The 19,941-nt window shown below is 65.7% G+C and carries 7 protein-coding genes; 3 read left to right on the top strand and 4 right to left on the bottom strand.

Annotated features, from left to right (window positions below):
• Positions 1 to 140: 140 nt before the first annotated feature.
• Together IB266_RS01300 and IB266_RS01295 are read right to left on the bottom strand one after the other, a co-directional pair.
• Positions 141 to 1,466 (bottom strand): ATP-binding protein, encoded by a 1,326-nt coding sequence (locus IB266_RS01300; RefSeq protein WP_060738499.1) that lies wholly within the window; start codon positions 1,464 to 1,466, stop codon positions 141 to 143.
• Positions 1,463 to 2,143, bottom strand: coding sequence for a response regulator (locus IB266_RS01295; RefSeq protein ID WP_060738500.1), 681 nt, complete (start codon positions 2,141 to 2,143; stop codon positions 1,463 to 1,465). Before IB266_RS01295 ends, IB266_RS01300 begins: the two co-directional genes overlap by 4 nt.
• 175 nt (positions 2,144 to 2,318) lie before the next feature.
• On the opposite strand from IB266_RS01295, the gene dsbD reads away from it, so the two are divergent.
• The 3 genes from dsbD to dsbG are packed head-to-tail and all read left to right on the top strand — an operon-like array spanning position 2,319 to position 5,658.
• Positions 2,319 to 4,046: a protein-disulfide reductase DsbD gene (gene dsbD, locus IB266_RS01290; protein ID WP_192259675.1), complete on the top strand. Its 1,728-nt coding sequence runs from the start codon at positions 2,319 to 2,321 to the stop codon at positions 4,044 to 4,046.
• Positions 4,046 to 4,915 carry a TlpA family protein disulfide reductase gene (locus IB266_RS01285; protein ID WP_192259673.1) on the top strand — a complete coding sequence of 290 codons (870 nt, stop codon included), beginning with the start codon at positions 4,046 to 4,048 and terminating at the stop codon, positions 4,913 to 4,915. The genes dsbD and IB266_RS01285 overlap by 1 nt, the downstream gene beginning before the upstream one ends.
• On the top strand, positions 4,891 to 5,658 hold the full coding sequence (gene dsbG / locus IB266_RS01280) for a thiol:disulfide interchange protein DsbG (RefSeq protein ID WP_192259671.1): 768 nt from the start codon (positions 4,891 to 4,893) through the stop codon (positions 5,656 to 5,658). Before IB266_RS01285 ends, dsbG begins: the two co-directional genes overlap by 25 nt.
• Before the next feature lie 169 nt (positions 5,659 to 5,827).
• Here dsbG and IB266_RS01275 read toward each other — a convergent pair whose 3' ends face one another.
• Positions 5,828 to 6,634: an alpha/beta fold hydrolase gene (locus IB266_RS01275; RefSeq protein ID WP_192259669.1), complete on the bottom strand. Its 807-nt coding sequence runs from the start codon at positions 6,632 to 6,634 to the stop codon at positions 5,828 to 5,830.
• A 215-nt stretch (positions 6,635 to 6,849) separates the two neighbouring features.
• Positions 6,850 to 19,836: a non-ribosomal peptide synthetase gene (locus tag IB266_RS01270; RefSeq protein ID WP_192259668.1), complete on the bottom strand. Its 12,987-nt coding sequence runs from the start codon at positions 19,834 to 19,836 to the stop codon at positions 6,850 to 6,852.
• Positions 19,837 to 19,941 lie beyond the last annotated feature (105 nt).

Genomic DNA, 19,941 nt, shown 5'->3' with positions numbered 1-19,941 from the left:
TGACGAGTGCAACGAGGCTGCGATCTTGTCCCAGACAGTTAGATCTCAAGCGAAAGTTCAAGATCAAAAGATCGCAGGCTTCGCCAGCTCCTACAGACCCAGCGGGAGCAAGCTCCCTCGCCACGGAACCCCTCGTTTGATCAGGGATGCTGCACCGGCATCGTCAATTCGACCCGCAATCCATCCGGGCGGCTGTCGAAATGCAGGCCGCAACCGCAACGCTGGACGATGGCCTGGACGATCGCCAGCCCCAGCCCGCAGCCGGTGCTCTGGCCGTTGCGCCAGAAGCGTTGGGTCAAGTGCTGGATGTCGTCGGCGGCGATGCCGGGGCCATGGTCGCGGACCTGGAAACGCACGCGCTGGCCGATCATTTCCAGGCTCAGTTCCACATCGGTATCGTCCGGAGTATGGCGCAGGGCGTTATCCAGCAGGTTGCGCAAGGCGGCGATGGAGAGCACCGCCGGCATTTGCACCGGCGCGTCGGACAGCCCTGGGGCCAAGTGCAATTTGATTCGCCGGGACTCACTGCTGGCCGCGTCCTGGATCGCCAGTCGCGCAACCTGCTCGGCGTTGCAGTGCACGCCATCGTCGAACGACAGGCTGCCTTCGACCCGAGCCAGCAGCAGCAACTGTTCGAGTGTGCGATGCATGCGGTCAGCGCCCTCCTCGGCCCGGGCCAAGGATTGGTCGCGGGCGGCGCCCTCGGTCATGCGCGCCACTTGCAGGTGCGTCTTGATGGCGGTCAACGGGCTGCGCAGCTCGTGGGCAGCGTCGCCGGTCAGCCGTCGCTCGCGCTCGATGGTCTTGCCGATACGCTGGAACAGCTGGTTCTGGGTCTCCAGCAACGGTCGCAACTCGCTGGGCAGCGGATGGATCTGCAAAGGCTCCAGGGAATCGGCATTGCGCCGCATCAGCGCATCGCGCATGCGATTGAGCGGCGCCAGGCCCTGGCCGATGCCCAGCCACAACAGGCACAGGCAACCGAGCAACGCCACGCCCACCGGCACCGAGGCAGCCAGCAGTATCGACATGTTCAGGGCTTCGCGCTCGATCTGGCGGTCGGCGGTGGTGATGCGCAAGTCCCCTCGGGCCAGGGTAAAGCTGCGCCAGGGCGCACCGTCGATCATCTGGTCGTGGAAGCCCATTTTCTCGGCTTCCAGGGCCTGTTCCGGGGTCCCGTGGCTGCGGGCCAGAATCTCGCCGCGCAAGGAACTGACCTGACAGGCCATGCCGCCGGGAATGCTCAATTGCTCGGAACTCAAGTGCGTGCCGTCGCCCTTGCTGGGCAACGGCGGCATCTGCTCCAGCAACCCGGCAACCATCCGCGCCGAGGCCACCAGGCGCTGGTCGAGGGAGAACATCATCTGGTTGCGCAGGTCGCTGAGCATCCACGCCGCGGCCAGGGCCCAGATCAGGGCGAAGGCGGCGCCGAGGGTCAGGCTCAGGCGCAGTCGCAGGCTCATCACTTGGAGGACTCTGCGCCGTCGGCCGGCCCCAGGCGATAGCCCAGGCCGCGCACGGTCTCGACAATGCCGTTACCCAGCTTGCGCCGCAGGTGATGGATATGGACGTTGAGGGCATTGCTTTCCAGCTCGTCGTTGAACCCGTAGACGCTGTCCTTGAGTTGCTCGGTGGACAGCACCCGGCCGCGACTGTGCAAGAGCGCCTGCAACAGCGATTGTTCGCGCCGGGACAGATCCACCGGCTGGCCGTCCAGGGTGGTTTCCCGGCTGCTGGGGTCGTAGGTCAGGCGACCGTGCTCGATCAGGTTGACGCTGCGCCCCGCCACGCGCCGCAGCAACGTGTGCAGGCGCGCCGCAAGCTCGCGCAGGTCGAAGGGTTTGAGCAGATAGTCATCGGCCCCGGCCTGCAAGCCGTCGACCCGGTCGGTCACCGAGTCACGGGCGGTGAGGATCAGCACCGGCGTCTCCAGCCCCTGCTGGCGCAGTTGCCGCAGCAGCTTGAGACCGTCCTCATCGGGCAATCCCAGGTCCAGCACCATGACATCGAACTCCGCCACGCCGACCATCGCCCGCGCCGCCGATGCGGTGGCCACGTGCTCGACCGTCAGGCCCTGCGCCGTGAGGCCGGCAACGATCCCGCTGGCAATCAACTCATCGTCTTCGCAGACCAGTACGCGCATGGTAAGCCCCGTGGAAAAAGGTACATTAAGCCGCCGGCCGATTAAGCCGACATTATGCGACGAGTACGGCAAACATGGGCGATCATTACGGCCTGCCGGTCGCCGCCGGGTTAATCGACGGTTAATCGCCAGTCGCCATTGTGTTTTCCACTCGCTTCGTTCTAAGGCTTTATCCATGCGTCGATTGTTTTTGCTGTGGCTGTTTCTGATCTCGGGCCTGGCCCAGGCCGCCAATCCCTTCGAAACCAAACCCGATTTCCTGCCGGTGGAAAAGGCGTTCGTGTTGACCTCCGAACGCCTGGACTCCGGTGAAACGCAGCTGTTCTGGCAGATCGCCGATGGGTACTACCTGTATAAGCAGCGGCTCAAGTTCGATGGCCTGGCCGAGGCGCAGAAACCCAAGTTGCCGGAGGGCGAGGCCCACAGCGACGAGTTTTTCGGCGACCAGCAAGTCTATCGCCAGGCGCTGGAACTGAAGATCCCCGCCGGTGCCACGGGCAAGATCAAGGTGGGTTTCCAGGGCTGTGCCGACGCCGGCCTGTGCTATCCGCCCCAGACCCAGGTGATTGACCTGGGCGGCAGCGCACCGGCGGCGGCCACCGGCGAGGCGCCGGACCAGGCCCTGGCCAGCGGCCTGCAACAACGGGCCTTGGGCTGGAGCCTGCTGGTGTTCTTCGGCCTGGGCCTGCTGCTGGCGTTCACCCCTTGTTCCCTGCCGATGCTGCCGATCCTGGCCGGGCTGGTGGTGGGCAGCGGCGCCGGGCCGAGACGTGGCCTGGCCTTGGCCGGCAGCTACGTGATCAGCATGGCCCTGGTGTATGCGGCCATGGGCGTGCTCGCCGCTCTGCTGGGGGCCAACCTCCAGGCACTGCTGCAACAACCGTGGCTGCTGGGCAGCTTCGCGGCCGTATTCGTGTTGCTGGCGCTGCCGATGTTCGGCTTCTTCGAATTGCAATTGCCGGCGGCGCTGCGTGACCGCCTGGAAAACGCCGGACGCCAGCGACGCGGTGGCAGCCTTGTGGGCGCCGGCGTGCTCGGCGCCCTGTCCGGCCTGTTGGTGGGCCCGTGCATGACCGCCCCGCTGGCCGGCGCCCTGCTGTATATCGCCCAGAGCGGCAATGCACTGCACGGCGGGTTGATCCTGTTCACCATGGGCATCGGCATGGGCCTGCCACTGTTGCTCCTGGTGACCGTGGGCAACCGCTTCCTGCCCAAGCCCGGCGCCTGGATGAACCTGCTCAAGGGCGTGTTCGGCTTCCTGTTCCTGGGCACCGCACTGCTGATGATTCGCCCGATCATCGACAGCTCGCTGTGGATCGGACTGTGGGGCGTGCTGCTGTTGATCGCCGCCTACAGCGCCTGGCGCCAGACCGAAGGCTTCGGCCGCATGGCCTACCTCTGCGGCAGCGCTTCGTTGCTGTTCGGCCTGTGGGGCAGCCTGCTGGTGATTGGCGCAGCGGGCGGTGGCGATGATCTCTTCCACCCCCTGAAGGTCTACGCCGGCAGCGAGGCTAGCGCGACCGTCAAAGCCCACGACACATTCGTCACCGTCAGCGAACCCGCCGCCCTGCAACGGGAACTGGACGCCGCCAAGGCCCAGGGCCAGTGGGTGCTGCTGGACTATTACGCCGACTGGTGCGTGTCCTGCAAGATCATGGAAAAACAGGTATTCGGCCGCGCCGAGGTGCTGGACGCCCTGCAAGGCGTGCGCCTGCTGCGCCTCGACGTCACCGCCGACAGCCCCGCCAGCCGCGCGTTGCTGAGCCGTTACCAGGTACCGGGGCCGCCGAGCCTGCTGTGGATCGGCGCCGACGGTGAAGAGCGCCGCAGCCAGCGGATCACCGGGGAAGTCGACGCCAAGGCGTTCCTGGAGCGCTGGAACCTCACCCGGGACGCGCGCTGATGCTGACGCTCACCCTGGGCACCTTCGCCATCGCCCTTAACCATCTGTTGCTGATCAGCGCCCTGGCCCTGGCGACCTTCGTCGGCTGGCGGGTGGCCAGGCGCGGTGGCGAGAACCCTGAGTCGGTGCTGTTCGTGCTGTTCCTACTGGGGCTTTTGGCCGCACGGATCGGCTTCGTCGTCGCCTATTGGCAACATTACCGGGACGACCCGTGGCAGATCGTCGACCTGCGGGACGGCGGTTTCCTCGCCTGGCCGGGGATCGTGGCGCTGCTGATGGGCGCCTTGTTGTGGGCCCGGCGCCGCCCGGCCCTGCGCCGTCCGTTGGGCTTCGGCGTCGGCAGCGGCTTGCTGTTCTGGCTGGTGGCGAGCCTGTCGTTGACGATTTATGAACAGGGCACCCGGTTGCCGGACATCACCCTGCGCACCGCCGACGGCCAGACCGTGAAACTCACCGACTACCAGGGCGGGCCCCTGGTGATCAACCTCTGGGCCACCTGGTGCCCGCCCTGCCGACGTGAAATGCCGGTGCTCGAAGAAGCCCAGCAACAGCGTCCGGACCTGACCTTCCTGTTCGTCAACCAGGCCGAAAGCATGCAAAGCGTCAGCACCTACCTGGCCACCCAGGGCCTGAGCCTGACCAACGTATTGTTCGATGGCAGCGGCCGCCTCGGCCAGGCCGTGGGTTCCATGGCCCTGCCGACCACCCTGTTCTACAGCGCCGACGGTCGCCTGCTGGGCAGCCACCTGGGTGAATTGTCGGAAGCGAGCCTGGCCCGCGCCCTGGAAAACTTCGAAACGCCGGATTCGTCCACGACGCCCCACTCCGCCACAAGGAAACCGCCATGCCCCGCCTCCGCCACCTGCTGACCCTGGCCGTCGCCGCCGCACTGTCGCAGGCCCCGCTGCTGCAGGCCGAAGAATTGCCTGCGGCCATCAAGAAGATCGAAGCCAAGGGCGCGAAAATCGTCGGCACTTTCGAGGCCCCGGACGGGTTGCGCGGTTACGCGGCGCAATACCAGAACCGCGGCATGGCGCTGTACCTGACCCCGGATGGGCAGCACGTCCTGCTGGGCAACCTGTACGACGCCGAGGGCAAGGACCTGAGCGTCGAGCCGCTGCAAAAAATGGTCTATGCACCGATGGCCAAGGCCATCTGGACGAAGATGGAAGCGAGCAACTGGATCGCCGACGGCAACAAGGACGCACCGCGCACGGTGTACCTGTTCAGCGACCCGAACTGCCCGTACTGCAACATGTTCTGGGAACAGGCCCGGCCTTGGGTCAAGGCCGGCAAGGTGCAGTTGCGCCACATCATGGTGGGCATCATCCGCGAAGACAGCCCGGGTAAATCCGCCGCCTTGCTGGCCGCCAAGGACCCGGAAAAAACCCTGGCCGAGCATGAAAAGGCCGGCAAGGGCAGCCCGCTCAAGCCGCTCAAGGACATACCGCCCGCCATCCAGGCCAAACTGGACGCCAACCAGCAGTTGATGGACGAACTGGAGCTGTCCGCCACCCCGGCGATTTTCTATCTGGATGACAAAGGCGACCTGCAACAGCAGCAAGGCGCGCCGTCACCGGACAAGCTGGTGAAGATTCTCGGGCCGAAGTGACCGACAACCATTGCGGCCCCCGGTGGGAGCGAGCTTGCTCGCGATGACGGCAGATCAGTCAGCATTGATGTGGCAGACACACAGCAATCGCGAGCAGGCTCGCTCCCACAGTGGATTTGCATCGGTCACAAAATTCCAGTAGGAGCGAGCCTGCTCGCGATGCGGTGGATCAGCTGCGCAAGACCTTCAGCAACGCCTCAGTCACGAACTCCGGATTCTCAAGATTGGAAATGTGCCCCGCTTCCGGTATCAGCAGACAAGGGCAACCGATCAGTTCGGCCATTTCCTTGGCCTCGGACGGCGGACGCGGTTTGTCCTGGTCGCCGCACATCACCACTGTGCCCTTGGCATCCAGTGCATGCAGGCGCGGCAGGATGTCGTCCCGACCGAAAATGATCCGCCCCAGCGGCACGATGCTGGCGCGCAGGCGATCGGTCGGCAGCGCGGCCAATGTGGCGCGAAACTGCTGGTAGAGCGCCGACTGCGGGTCGATACCCGGTCGGAAGAAGATCGGCACGACGATGTCCAGCAATGGCTCGGGAATGCTGCCACTGGCTTCGATCTTGTCGAACAGCGAGAAATAGTACTGGCGGGTCGGCTCCGGCTCGACGCCGACGTAGGTGTCCATCAATACCAGCGTCTGCACACGCCCAGGCGCCGCCAACGCCAGCCGCGCCCCCCACATCCCGCCCACCGAAAGCCCGACCAGGTTGAAGCGGTCGATGCCCAGGTGATCCATCAATGTCAGTGCCTGGCGGGCCAGGTCGTCCAGGGAGGTCATGCCCTCAGGCAATCGCCCGGACTGGCCGTGGCCCCATAAGTCCAGGGCGATGACCCGATAATCCCGCGACAACACCTCGATCTGCGGCGCCCACATGCTGTGGTCCCACAGGTAGCTGCTGCCCAGCAGCACCACCGGGCCCTGGCCTTGGTCCAGGTAGTGAAGCGGTTGTCCGTCGATCGTTGCAAAGGGCATGGGTGACCTCCTTGTTTGAGTCTGGAAAAAAGCTTGGGAAGACTGAGCCGTGCGGGCTGAGCAGTCAACCTTTGAGCCAGCAGTGCCTGTGCTGTCCCCATCGCGGGCAAGCCTTGCTCCCACAGGGTGAAGCTCGAACACAAATAACCTGTTCGCTGCCGATCCCTGTGGGAGCAAGGCTTGCCCGCGATGAGGCCGCTACAAGCGCCGCAAAACTACAACCCTTCCAACTCCGCCATCAAATCATTCAACCGGTCCACCTTCTCCTCAGTGATTTCGCTGGCCGCCAGCCCATCGATGTAATCGGCCAGTTCCAGCACCGTGCTGCACTCGAACATCGCCCTCAGCGGCACGTTGCGTTGCAGGGCCTTTTGCACCCGTGAGGCGATTTGCGTCGCCAGCAAGGAATGACCGCCCAACTCGAAGAAGTTGTCCCGTACCCCTACCCGCTCGACTTTCAGCACCTGGGCCCAGATGTCTGCCAGGGTCTGCTCCAGTTCATTACCGGGTGCCTGATAGTCCTGGCTTTGCAACTGGCCGATCTCCAGGGCCGGCAAGGCCTTGCGGTCGAGCTTGCCATTGGCGTTGAGGGGCAGGCGATCGAGCCACAGCCAGTGCAGCGGCACCATGTATTCCGGCAGTTCGGCCCGCAGGCGCTGCTTGATGCGCTCCAGGCGTTCGGTGGGTTTGAGTGCCGAGTCGGTGGCCACGAGGTAGCCCACCAGATGCTTGCCATTGGCGCCCTCCTGCACGCCCACCGCCCCATCGCGCACTTCCGGCTGCTCATGCAAGCGCGCTTCGATTTCCCCCAGCTCGATGCGGTAGCCACGAATCTTCACCTGATGGTCGATGCGTCCGACGTATTCCAATACCCCGTCGCTGCGCCGCCGCGCCAGGTCGCCGGTGCGGTACAGCCGCTCTCCCGGTGCCCCGAACGGGTTCGGCACAAAGACCGGGGCGGTGCGCAACGGATCGCTGACATAACCGCGCCCGACCCCGGTGCCCGCCACGCACAACTCACCCACCGCACCCAGCGGCACCAGGTCCAGCGCGCCGTCGAGCAGGTACAAACGGTTGTTGTCGGTGGGCGTACCAATCGGCAGGTAAGTGCCACGGGTCGACGCCTGGTCGACGCGGAAGAACGCCACGTCATCGGAGCATTCCGCCGGCCCGTAGGCATTCACCAGACCAATGTCCGGGTAACGCAACAACCACTGGTGGGCCAGCTCCGGCGGCATCGCCTCGCCAGTGGGCAGCATCCAGCGCAGGCCGTCCAGACCGATGCGCTCCTGGGCGAGCATGCCCTGGATCAGCGACGGCACGCTTTCCAGCACGGTGATGCCCTGTTGCTGCACATGCTCCAGCAGCCCTTGCGGGTCGTGGGCGATGGCGTTGGGCACGATGTCGACCCGGGCGCCGAACAACGGCGCGGCCAGGAACTGCCAGACCGAAATATCGAAGCTTTGGGACGCCGTCTGGGCGATGACATCCGCCTCGCTCAGCGCCAGGTACGGCACTTTGCTCAGCTGGTTGTTGAGCATGCCCCGCTGTTCCACCATCACGCCTTTGGGCAGGCCGGTGGAGCCGGAGGTGTAGATCACGTAGGCGAGGTTGTCCGGCCCGCTGTAGACGCCAGGGTTTTGCGACGAAAAGTCGCTGGCCTGGACGGTTTCCCACACCAGCAACTTCGGCCGTCCGGAACAGGCGAACTCGTCCAGCAACGCCTGGGCCTGGGCCTGGCAGGCCTGGGTGCAGACCAGCAAAGGCGTGCGGCTCAATTCGATGATGCGGCTCAGGCGCTGGCTCGGCAGGCCGGGATCCAGCGGCAAGTAGCCGGCACCGGCCTTGAAGCTGCCGATGATCATGCCCAGCAGTTGCGCATCCCGTTCAGCCAGCAACGCCACCGGCTGATCCAGACCGACCCCGGCCGCGATCAGCGCGTGGCCGAGGCGGTTGCTGCGCGCATTCAACTCGGCGTAGCTGTAGGTCGTGTCCAGGCAACTGAGCGCAAGACGTTGCGGATGAACCGCGACCCGCGCCTCGAACAGCTCGACGTAGCTCTGCTCCAGCGGATAGGCATGCTCGCTCTGGTTGCAGCCTTCGATCAGGAAGTCCTGCTCTTGGGCACCGATCAGCGGCAACTCGCTCATGTCACCGTGCAAGCCCTCCATCAGCGCCAGCAGCAGCCGCTTGAACTCACTCAGCAAACCCTGGACGGTGGCTTCATCGAAGTAGCGCTGGTCGTAGGAAAGGTGCAGCCCCAGGTCATCCCCGGGGTAGCAGACCGCCGTCAGCGGGAAGTTGGTGTGGGTGCGGCCCGAGTCGGAGGTGGCATTGAGGCTTTGGGCACGGTCCAGCACCGAGACTTCCACCGGCGCGTTCTCGAACACGAACAGGCTGTCGAACAACGGTTGGCCCTTGGGCAGTTCGCTGACTTCCTGGATGCTCACCAGCGGCAGGTATTCGTACTCGCGCAGTTGCATGTTGCTGTCCAGCAAATCGCTGAGCCACTGCCGTACGCTACAGCGCTGATGGTCCTCGGGCATCTGCACGCGCAAAGCGATACTGTTGATGAACAGCCCGACGGTGCGTTGCATCTGTGGCAGCTCCACCGGGCGCCCGGCCACGGTAACGCCGAACAGCACGTCGCGGTCGCCGCTGACCCGGCGCAGGACCAGGGCCCACGCCGCCTGGGCGAAGGTGTTGACCGTCAGTTGATGGGCCTGGGCCAGTTCCCGCAGCCGTGCGCCGTCCCGGGCATCGAGACGGGTGTAGCAGTCGCCGACGATCATGCCGCCGCTGTCACCGGCGTGCTCGCGCAGGAACGGTCGGTCGCCAGGGATCGGCGTGGTCCGCTCGAAGCCTTGCAGGTTGCGCTTCCACCACTGCCGGGCTGCGTCCAGGCTCTGGTGTTGCAGCCAGCCGATGTAGTCGCGATAGCGCGGCGGCACGGCCAACTGCGGCTCGCGCTGCTCGCCCAGGGCGGTGTAGATCTCGAAGAAGTCGTCCATCAGCAGCGAACGGCACCAGGCATCGATGAGGATGTGGTGGTTGCTCATCATGAACCAGTAGCGCGCCGCGCCGACCCGAATCAGCCGCAGGTGGAATGGCGCCTGGTTCAACAGATCGAAACCGGCCTCGCGTTCATCCTTGAGCAGGGCCTGGAGCTTGGCTTCCTGGGCGTCTTCAGGCACCTCGGACCAGTCGAGGTAATCCACTGGCGTGCGGCCTGGCTTGTGGATGATTTGCAGCATGTCTTCGCCGACGTTCCAGCAGAACGATGCGCGCAAGGCTTCGTGACGGGCGATGACCGCCTGCCAGGCCTGGGCAAAACGCTGCGGGTCCAGTGCGCTGTTGATGCGGTAGCGATCCTGCATGTAGTACAGGCCGGTGCCCGGCTCCAGCAGGGTATGCAACAGCATGCCTTCCTGCATGGGCGTCAACGGGTAGACGTCTTCGATCTGCGCGGACGGCACCGGCAGGCTGTCGAGCTGGCCCTGGGTCAACTTCGCCAGGGGGAAGTCCGATGGCGTCAGCCCGCCCGCCTCGTCCGTCAGGCAGTGTTCGATGAGGCGTTGCAACTCATCGAGGTAAGCCTCGGCCAAGGCGGCGATGGCCTGGCGCTCATGGCGCTGGGCACTGAAGGTCCAGCGCAGCACCAGTTCGCCGCCGCTGACCTGGCTGTCGACGCTCAACGCGTTGGGTAGCGGCGCATCGGGATCGTGGATGGCACCCAGCGGCGCGTCCAGCGGCTGGAACAGCGCCTCCTGACCCAGAGTCTGGTCAAGCTGGCCCAGGTAGTTGAAGGTGATCGCCGCGTGCGGCAGGCCGGCCATCGCCTCACGTGTCGGCGCGTCCGCCAGGTAACGCAGCACACCATAACCGAGGCCCTTGTGGGGCACCGCGCGCAGTTGCTCCTTGATGGCCTTGATCGAGACGCTGAAATCTTCAACCGCAGGACTCAGGCGCACGGGATAGACGCTGGTGAACCAGCCGACGGTGCGGGTCAGGTCGAGGTCGTCGAACAGCGCTTCGCGGCCGTGGCCTTCGAGCTGGACCAAGGCCGAATCATGGCCGCTCCAACGGCACAGCACCCGGGCCAACGCCGTGAGCAGCAGGTCATTGACCTGGGTGCGGTAGGCACTTGGCGCCTGTTGCAGCAGTTGCCGGGTACGCTCGGCGTCCAGGCGCACGCTGACGGTTTGCCCGTGACGCTCCTGAAGCCCGCCGTCAGGATTCGCGCACGGCAGTTGCACTGGCGCACCGCTCAATTGCGCTTGCCACCAACCCAACTCCTCGCGCAGGGACTCGCTGCCGGCGTAGGCCTGCAAGCGCGCGGCCCAGTCGCGCAACGGGCTGGTCTTGGCCGGCAGTTGCGCCGCCTGCCCGGCGACGAGCTGGCGATAGACGGTTTGCAGATCGTCCATCAGCACCCGCCACGACACACCGTCCACCACCAGGTGATGAATGACGATCAACAACCGTTGCCGGCCATCCGGCAACTGCGCCAGCACGGCACGCAGCAACGGCCCGGTGGCTAGATTGAAACGGCTCTGCGCCTCGGCAAACAACGCTTCGCATGCCTGGGCAGTGTCCACGCAGACCTGCTGCAGCAGCACAGCATCAGCCAGCGACTGGTGCTCGGCGCGCCAATGTCCGGCGCTTTCGTCGAAGCCCAGGCGCAAGGCATCGTGGTGCTGGAAGACGCTACGCAGCGCCTGCTCCAGCCGTTGCGGGTCCAGGGCCGTGGTCGGTTCCAGCAGCAATGCCTGGTTCCAGTGATGGCGGTTGGGGATCGGGCGGTCGAAAAACCAGTGCTGGATCGGCGTCAACCCGGACTCGCCCTGCAACAGGCCCTGCTCGGCATGCACTTGCTGGCTGCGCGTGGCAACGGCGGCCAGAGTCTGTACGGTCTGGTGCTGGAACAAGTCCCGGGGCGTGAAATGAATGCCCTGTTGCCGGGCACGGCTGACCACCTGGATGGACAGGATCGAATCCCCGCCCAACTCGAAGAAATTATCGTTGAGGCCCACCTGCGCCACGTTCAGCACGTCGCACCAGATCGCCGCCAAGGTCTGTTCCAGGGCATTGCTCGGCGCCACGTAATGTTGGCGATTGAGTTCAGGATCGGGCAGCGGCAAGGCGCGGCGGTCGAGCTTGCCGTTGGCGGTCAGCGGCATGCTCGCCAGCAGGATCAGGTGCGTGGGCACCATGTAGTCCGGCAGCTGGGCCTTGAGGTGGTTTTTCAAGGCGTCGCGCAGGGCCGCTTGTCGCTCGTCATCCTGGCTGGCGATGTCGCTCACCAGGTAGCCGGCCAGTTGCTTGCCGCCAGGCGTGTCGAGGGCCAGGACCACGGCCTCGCGCACCGCCTCATGTTCCAGCAGGCGGGTTTCGATTTCCCCCAGTTCGATGCGGAAACCACGGATTTTCACCTGATGGTCGATCCGTCCCAGGTACTCCACCAGCCCGTCGGCACGCTGGCGCACCAGGTCGCCGGTGCGATAGAGGCGTCCACCGTCGGTGGCGAACGGGTCGGCGACGAAACGCTCGGCGGTCATCCCCGGACGCTGGTGATACCCCTGGGCCAGACCGGCGCCGCCCACATACAACTCGCCCGTGGCACCCGGCGGCACCAACGCCAGGTCGGCGTCGAGGATGTACGCCACCCGGGCACCGATCACGCTGCCAATCGGCACACTGGCCGCGCCCTCCTCCAATTGCTCGGGGGCCAGGCTCGCCAGGGGCATGACCACGGTTTCGGTCGGGCCATAGGCATTGAAGAACAGGCTCGGGCTGAACGCCGCGCGAATGCGCTGCAAGTGCTCGCCCGTCAGGGCTTCGCCGCCGGTGATGCACATGCGCACCGGCAAGGTCTGGCCCTGGGTCGCCAACCACTGCGCCAACTGGCTGCCGTAGCTGGGGGTGAACCCCAGGATGTTGATGCGATGCTGGCGAATCAGCCCGCAGATTTCCTCGGCGTCCCACTGGCCCTGGGCCCGCAACACCACGTGGGCACCACTGAGCAACGGCACCAACAAGCGTTCGGTGGCCGCATCGAAGTTGATGGAATAGAAATGCAGCTCGCAGTCGTCCGGGCGCATGCCAAAGCGCTGGATCACCGCCTGGCAATGCATGGCGATTTCACCGTGGGACACCACCACGCCCTTGGGCTTGCCGGTGGAACCGGAGGTATAGATCAGATAGGCCTGGTGTTGCGGCAGGTTGATCAGCGGCAGCGAGTGATCCGGGTACTGCGCCAAGGCCGGCGAATCATCTTCCAGGCACCAGCACTCCACACCCTCGGGCAGTGCACCGAGGGCCTGGAGCATCGCCCGGTCGCTGAGCAGCAGGCTGATGCCACTGTCTTCGATCATGTAGTGCAGGCGATCCAGCGGGTATTCCGGGTCCAGCGGCACGTAGGCGCCGCCGGCCTTGAGGATCGCCAGCAGGCCGATGACCATTTCCAGCGAGCGCTCCAGGGCCAGGCCGACCCGCACCTGCGGCCCGACGCCTGCCTCGCGCAGGCGCCAGGCCAGGCGATTGGCGCGGCTGTCCAGTTGCGCATACGTCAGGGTCTGCCCGGCGAAGGTCAGGGCCGGTGCGTCGGGACGCGCCCGAGCCTGTTCGGCGAACAGTGGGTGAATGCATTGGTCCAGGCGATGCTCACCGGGCTCGACACCCAGGCTGTCGAGCAGTTGTTGCTGCTCGCCGGCATCGAGCAACGGCAGTTCGCTCAGGCGTCGGGCCGGATCGTCCAGCAGCGCTTGCAACAGATTGCGCCAGTGCCCGGCCATGCGCGCGATGCGCGGCTCGTCGAACAGGTCGGAGCTGTAGGTCAGGCAGCAACCCAGGCGCTGATCCAGGTCGGTGACTTCCAGGTTGAGGTCGAACTTGGTGGCCCGGGCATCGTTGACCAGGTATTCGACGGTCATGCCGGCCAGCGTGCGGCTCTGCTGGAATTCCCAGCGCTGCACGTTGCACATCACCTGGAACAACGGGTTGTAGGCCGCACTGCGCGGTGGTTGCAGGGCTTCCACCAGATGATCGAACGGCAAGTCCTGGTGGGACTGGCCTTCGATGACGGTGTGGCGCACCTGTTCGAACAGTTCGCCCACCGACATCTGCCCGTCGAGCTGGCAACGCAGCACTTGGGTGTTGAGGAACGCACCGATCAGCCCTTCACTTTCCGGGCGGATGCGGTTGGCCACCGGCGCGCCGATGCGCAGGTCGGTCTGGCCGCTGTAACGGTAGAGCAGCACGGCCAGGGCGGCGGTCATGGTCATGAACAGGGTCAGGCCCTGTTGCGCGTTGAAGGCGCGGACCCGCGCGGCCAGCTCATCACTGAGATCGAAACGGAACAGTTCACCGCGATGGCTCTGCACCGACGGACGCGGGCGGTCGCCGGGCAGCTCCAGCAGCGGATGCTCGCGGCCCAGTTGCGCGGTCCAGTAGTCCAGCTGCCGTTGGCGCTCACCGGATTCCAGCCACTGGCGCTGCCAGACGCTGTAGTCCAGGTACTGCACCGGCAAGGGTTCCAGGGGTGATTCACGGTCGTCGACAAAGGCTTCGTACAGCGCGCTCAGTTCACGGGCGAAAATGTCCATCGCCCAGCCTTCGGTGACGATGTGGTGCAGCGTCAGCACAAAGTAATGCTCATGCTCGGCGGTCTTGACCAGGCAGGCCCGCAGCAGCGGTCCGGTTTCCAGGTCGAAGGGCTTGTGCGCCTCGCTGTCGGCCAGTTGCTGCACCCGCTGCTGACGAATGTCAGCGGCCAGCATCGAGAAGTCCTTCCAGTCCATGCGCAGGCCCGTCTCGCCGTGCACCTGTTGGCAGGCCACGCCGTCGACGCTCGGGAACGTGGTGCGCAGGGTTTCGTGGCGCAGGATTAACGCCTGCAAGGCCGCCTCGAAGCGCCCGACATCCAGCACCCCGCGCAACCGCGCCATACCGCCGACGTTGTAGGCCGGGCTGTCCGGCTCCATCTGCCAGAGGAACCACATGCGCTGCTGGGAATACGACAGCGGCACCGGTTGGCTGCGGTCGACCTTCTCGATGGGCGGCTGGCGATTGGTCTGGCCGCTGGCCTGGATCAAGCGCACTTGCTCGGCGAAAGCACCCAGTTCACTCGCCTCGAACAGCGCTCGCAACGGCAGTTCCACGTCACAGGCCTGGCGAGTGCGGGAAATGATCTGGGTCGCCAGCAGCGAATGACCGCCGAGGGCAAAAAAATCGTCCCGCAGGCCGATGCGCGCCAGTCCCAGCACGTCGCGCCAGATGCCGGCGATTTGCTGTTGGAGGGCGCTGACCGGCTCGACATGCTCGCGCACCTGCCATTGCGGTTCAGGCAAGGCGCGGCGATCGAGCTTGCCGCTCGGGCTCAAGGGCATGGCGTCCAGGCGCAGCAGTTGGGCGGGCACCATGTAGTCCGGTAGTTCGGCGGCCAGGGCGGCCTTGAGCCGGGTGTTCAATTCGTCCTGGCCGTGGGTGACCTCCGGCGCGGTGTAATAACCGATCAACTGCGGGCCGGCCGAGGTGTCGCGCACCAGCACCGCCACTTGGGCGACGCCGTCCTGGGCCAGCAGGCGCGCTTCGATTTCCTGCGGTTCGACCCGGAAGCCGCGCAGCTTGACCTGCTGGTCGAGGCGGCCGAGGTATTCGATCACGCCGTCGGCGCCCCAACGCGCCCGGTCGCCGGTGCGGTACAACCGCGCACCGGCCGGCCCCATTGGGTCGGCGACGAAACGCTCGGCGCTCAGGCCCGGACGCCCGAGGTAACCCCGGGCCAGGCCCAGGCCGCCAATGCACAGCTCGCCCGGCACACCGGCAGGCACGGGATTGAGGTCGCTGTCGAGCACCCGGCACAGCACGTTGCCCAGGGGACGACCGATGGGCGAGCGCTCGCCATCAGCTTCGGTGCAATGCCAATGGGTGACGTTGATCGCGGTTTCGGTCGGGCCGTAGCGGTTGTGCAATTGCGCCGACGGCAGTTGCACCAACACCCGGTTGCGCAACTCGGCCGACAAGGCTTCGCCACCGCAGAACAGCCGGCGCAGGCTGGTGCAGCGGGCGCTCAGCGGCTCTTCGACAAACAGGCTGAGCAGCGGCGGTACGAAGTGCAGCGTGGTGACGCCAAACTGCTGCACCAACTGGGCGATGCGGTGCGGGTCACGGTGCTCGCCGGGGCCAGCCAGGAGCAGTTGACTGCCGGTGATCAGCGGCCAGAAGCACTCCCAGACCGACACGTCGAAACTGATGGGGGCCTTTTGCATCAGCACATCGGTGGCATCCAGCCCATAGGTCGCTTGCATCCATTGCAGGCGCTCGGCCAGGGCCGCGTGGGTGTTGCCGACGCCTTTGGGCTGGCCGGTGGAGCCGGAGGTGTAGATCACGTAGGCCAGGTGATCGCCGTGCAGGTGCAGGCCCGGCGGGTTGCTCGGCCATTGTTCCAGGTGCAAGGCGTCCATGGCGATGACACTGACGCCGTCGCAGGCTGGCAAACGCTCCAGCAACGCGGTCTGGGTCAGCAGTAGGTCGACGCCGCTGTCGTCGAGCATGTAGGCCAGGCGTTCGGCCGGGTAGTCCGCATCCAGCGGCACATAGGCACCGCCGGCCTTGATGATGGCCAACACGCCGATAAGCAACTGTGGCGAACGCTCGGCGGCAATCGCCACGCACACGTCCGGGCCAACGCCCTTGTCCCGCAGGTAATGGGCCAGGCGGTTGGCCTGGGCGTGCAGCTCGGCATAATCGAGTTGACCACCGTCCCAGCGCAGGGCGATCCGTTGCGGCGTGCTGCGGGCCTGCTCGTTCAACAGCTCCGGCAGCCATTGGCTGGCCGGCGCGCACGGGGCCGCGCTCCAGTGCTGCTGTTGGCTGTGTTCATCGGCGGTCAATAACGGTACATCGCCGATGGCTTGCTGCGGATCGGCACAGACCGCCCGCAACAGGTTGCAGTAATGCGCTGCCAGCCGCTCGATGGTCGCCGCCTCGAACAGTTCGTCGGCGTAGTCGAACGACAGGGTCAACCGGCCGTTGCGATCTTCTTCGCTGTGCAATTGCAGGTCGAACTTGGCTTCGCGGCTGTGCCACGGCAACTCCTCGGCCAGCAGCCCCGGCAGACGGCGCAAGGCACTCAGGTCACGCTGCTGGTGGTTGAACATCACCTGGAACAGACCTTGCTCGCGCGCCTCGGGAAACGCTTCGAGCAGTTGCTCGAATGGCAGGTCCTGGTGGGCCTGGGCCCCGAGCGTGGCTTCCCGGGCCTGGGCCAGCAACGCGGCAAACGGTTGACGGGAATCGACCTGCCCGCGCAGGACCTGGGTGTTGATGAAGAAGCCGATCAGCCCCTGGGTTTCCAGGCGCGGACGGTTGGCGTTGGGTACACCGACGCGGATGTCGGATTGCCCGGTGTAACGCTGCAACAGCGCCTGGAAAGCCGCCAGCAACAGCATGAACGGCGTCGCGTCATGGGCCTGGGCTACGTGGCGCAGGGCCTCGCCGAGGTCCTTGTCCAGGCGCAGGCTGTGCCGCGCGGCGCTGCGCTGGCGTTGAGCGCTGCGTGGATGATCCGTGCCCAGCACCAGGGCCGATTGTTCAGCGCCCAGTTGCTGCTTCCAGTAGCTCAGTTGGCGCTCGGCCTCGCCCTGGGCGAGCCACTGGCGTTGCCAACTGCCGTAGTCGGCGTATTGCAAAGGCAATGGCGCCAGTTCAGCAACCTGGCCTTGGGAGGCGGCGGCGTACACGCGGGAGAATTCTTCGATCAATACATTCATCGACCAGCCGTCGGCGATGATGTGGTGCAGCGTCACCAGCAGTTGATGGTCATCCTCGTCGAGGCGCAACAGGGTGACCCGCAGCAGCGGCCCCTTCTCCAGATCGAACCGCGTGGCCGCTTCGTCTTCTCGAACCTGCCGCGCCCGGGCTTCGCGCCGGTTGGCAGGTTCGTCACTGAGATCGATCACCTGCAGCTTGAATTCGCCGGCCGGATCGACCTGTTGCAAGGCCACCCCATCCCGCTCCAGGAACCGCGTGCGCAAGGACTCGTGACGCTCGATCAGTTGCTGGAAACCGGCCCGCAGCGCGTCTTCGTCCAGCTCACCGCGCAGGTGCAAAGCGCCGGGAATGTTGTAGGCACGGCTCGCCGGGTCGAGCTGCCAGGTGATCCACAAACGGTTCTGCGCCAGGGATTGCGGCAGTGGCGCATGGCGCGGCAATGGGCTGATCGCGCCCTGGGCCTGGCCGCCGTCCCGCTGCTGGTTCGCCACCGTCGCCGCGAACGCAGCCAGGGTCGGCGCTTCGAACAGCAGGCGCAGGTTGAGCGCCAGCCCGAGGGTTTCGCTCAAGCGTGCGATCACCTGGGTGGCGGCGATGGAGTTACCGCCCAGCAGGAAGAAATGATCGTCGGCCCGGACCTGCCCGACCTGCAATTGCTCCCGCCAGACCTGGCCGATGAGGGCTTGCAACGCGGAGGACGGCGCGGATTCGTCAGCCACATCTGCTGCGGCTGACGGGAACTGTGCGTAACTGTCCAAACTGCCGTCGGCCAACCGGATGCGGCAGGCCGAGCGCTGCAACTTGCCGCTGGAGGTCTTGGGCAGCGCGCCGGGATTGAGCAGCACCACCACGCTCGGGGCTTGCTGGCAGGCCTCGGCCACGGCCTGGCGAATGGCGTTGATCACGGCTTCGGGCGGCAGGATTTTCTGCACGCTGCGGCTGATTTCCGCGGCGATGCCGATGCCCTCCTCGCCGCTGTCGTTGACCGCGAACGCCGCCACCCGGCCCTTGCGCACCACCTCCACTTCGCGCTCGATGGTTTGCTCGATGTCCTGGGGATAGAGATTGTGCCCGCGCACGATCAGCAGGTCTTTCAGGCGACCGGTGATGAAAAGTTCGCCGTCGCACCGGAAACCCAGGTCGCCGGTGCGCAGCCAGGTCTGGCCGTCGTGCTGGACAAAGGTTTTGGCGCTGGCTTCAGGGTTGCGCCAGTAACCCAGGGCGATGCTCGGCCCGGCGGCCCAGACTTCACCGACCTGATTGTCGGCCAACGGCTGCAACGTGGTGGGCTCGACGATCAGCACCGCGTGCCCGGGCTGGCTGACACCGCAACTCATCACCGCGCTGCCCTGCCCCGGCTCGGCCCGGTTTTGTGCCAACGCCGCGTCATCCACTCGCAACGAAGGAATGCCGTGGCGGCGCGGCGTGCCGGCGACGAACAAAGTCGCTTCGGCCAGGCCATAGGAGGCCATGAAATTGTCCGGCGTGAAGCCGCACGGAGCGAATTTCTCGGCAAAACGCTCCAGGGTGTCGAGGCGGATCGGCTCGGAGCCGGAATAAGCCACGCGCCAGCCGCTCAGGTCGAGACGTTCCAGGGCCGAATCACTGACCCGCTCGCTGCACAACCGATAGGCGAAATCCGGACCGCCGCTGATGGTGCCGCCGTACTCGCTGATCGCTTCGAGCCAACGCACGGGGCGGGCCAGGAAATAAGCCGGGGACATCAATACGCAGGGGACGCCGCTGAACACCGGCTGCAACAGACCGCCGATCAGGCCCATGTCGTGGTACAGCGGCAGCCAACTGACGATGACATCGTCGGGGTTCAGATCGATGCCAAAGCCGTGGCGAATCAACAATTCGTTGGCCACCAGGTTGCCGTGGCTGACCTGCACACCCTTGGGCAGCGCAGTGGAACCGGAGGTGTATTGCAGGAAGGCAATGTCATCGCCCTGCAGCGTCGGCATCCGCCATTGCCCGGCGTGGGCCGGGTCGAGGGTATCGACGCACAACACCGGCGGCGCCGACTCGATGGCTTGCAACGGCTCGCGCAGATCGCTGCTGGTGAGCAGCAGGCGCGGTTCGGCGTCGGCGATGATCGACAGCAGGCGCTCCTGATGGTGGCGACGGGCGGACTCCGGCGGATAGGCCGGCACCGCGATCACCCCGGCGTAGAGGCAGCCAAAGAACGCCGCGACGTAATCCGGACCACTGGGGAACAACAGCACGGCGCGATCACCCAGCGCCGCTTCGCCCTGCAAGGCGCCGGCGATGGTCCGGGCGCGCAGGTCCAGGTCGCGATAACTCAACACCACACCCTGCCCTGGGGTGTCGGCAAGGAAGCGCAGGGCCACCCGGTCCGGCGTCAACGCGGCGCGGCGCTGGAGGGCATGAGCCAGGGTGCTGGGGAGTTCGAACGCGTCGGTCATGGGGGTTTCCTGCCTGAATTCGGCTTGCAAGTTGTCCCCCATGGAACGGATAGCCGCGGCAAATAATTAGTCCGGCAGCCGACTCACCGAGGCATGCAGCCAAGC

Source organism: Pseudomonas sp. Pdm06, assembly GCF_014851795.1.
Taxonomy (GTDB): domain Bacteria; phylum Pseudomonadota; class Gammaproteobacteria; order Pseudomonadales; family Pseudomonadaceae; genus Aquipseudomonas; species Aquipseudomonas fluorescens_AA.
The sequence above is the reverse complement of the archived record's forward strand: the minus strand, read 5'-3'. Positions and strand labels throughout refer to the sequence as shown.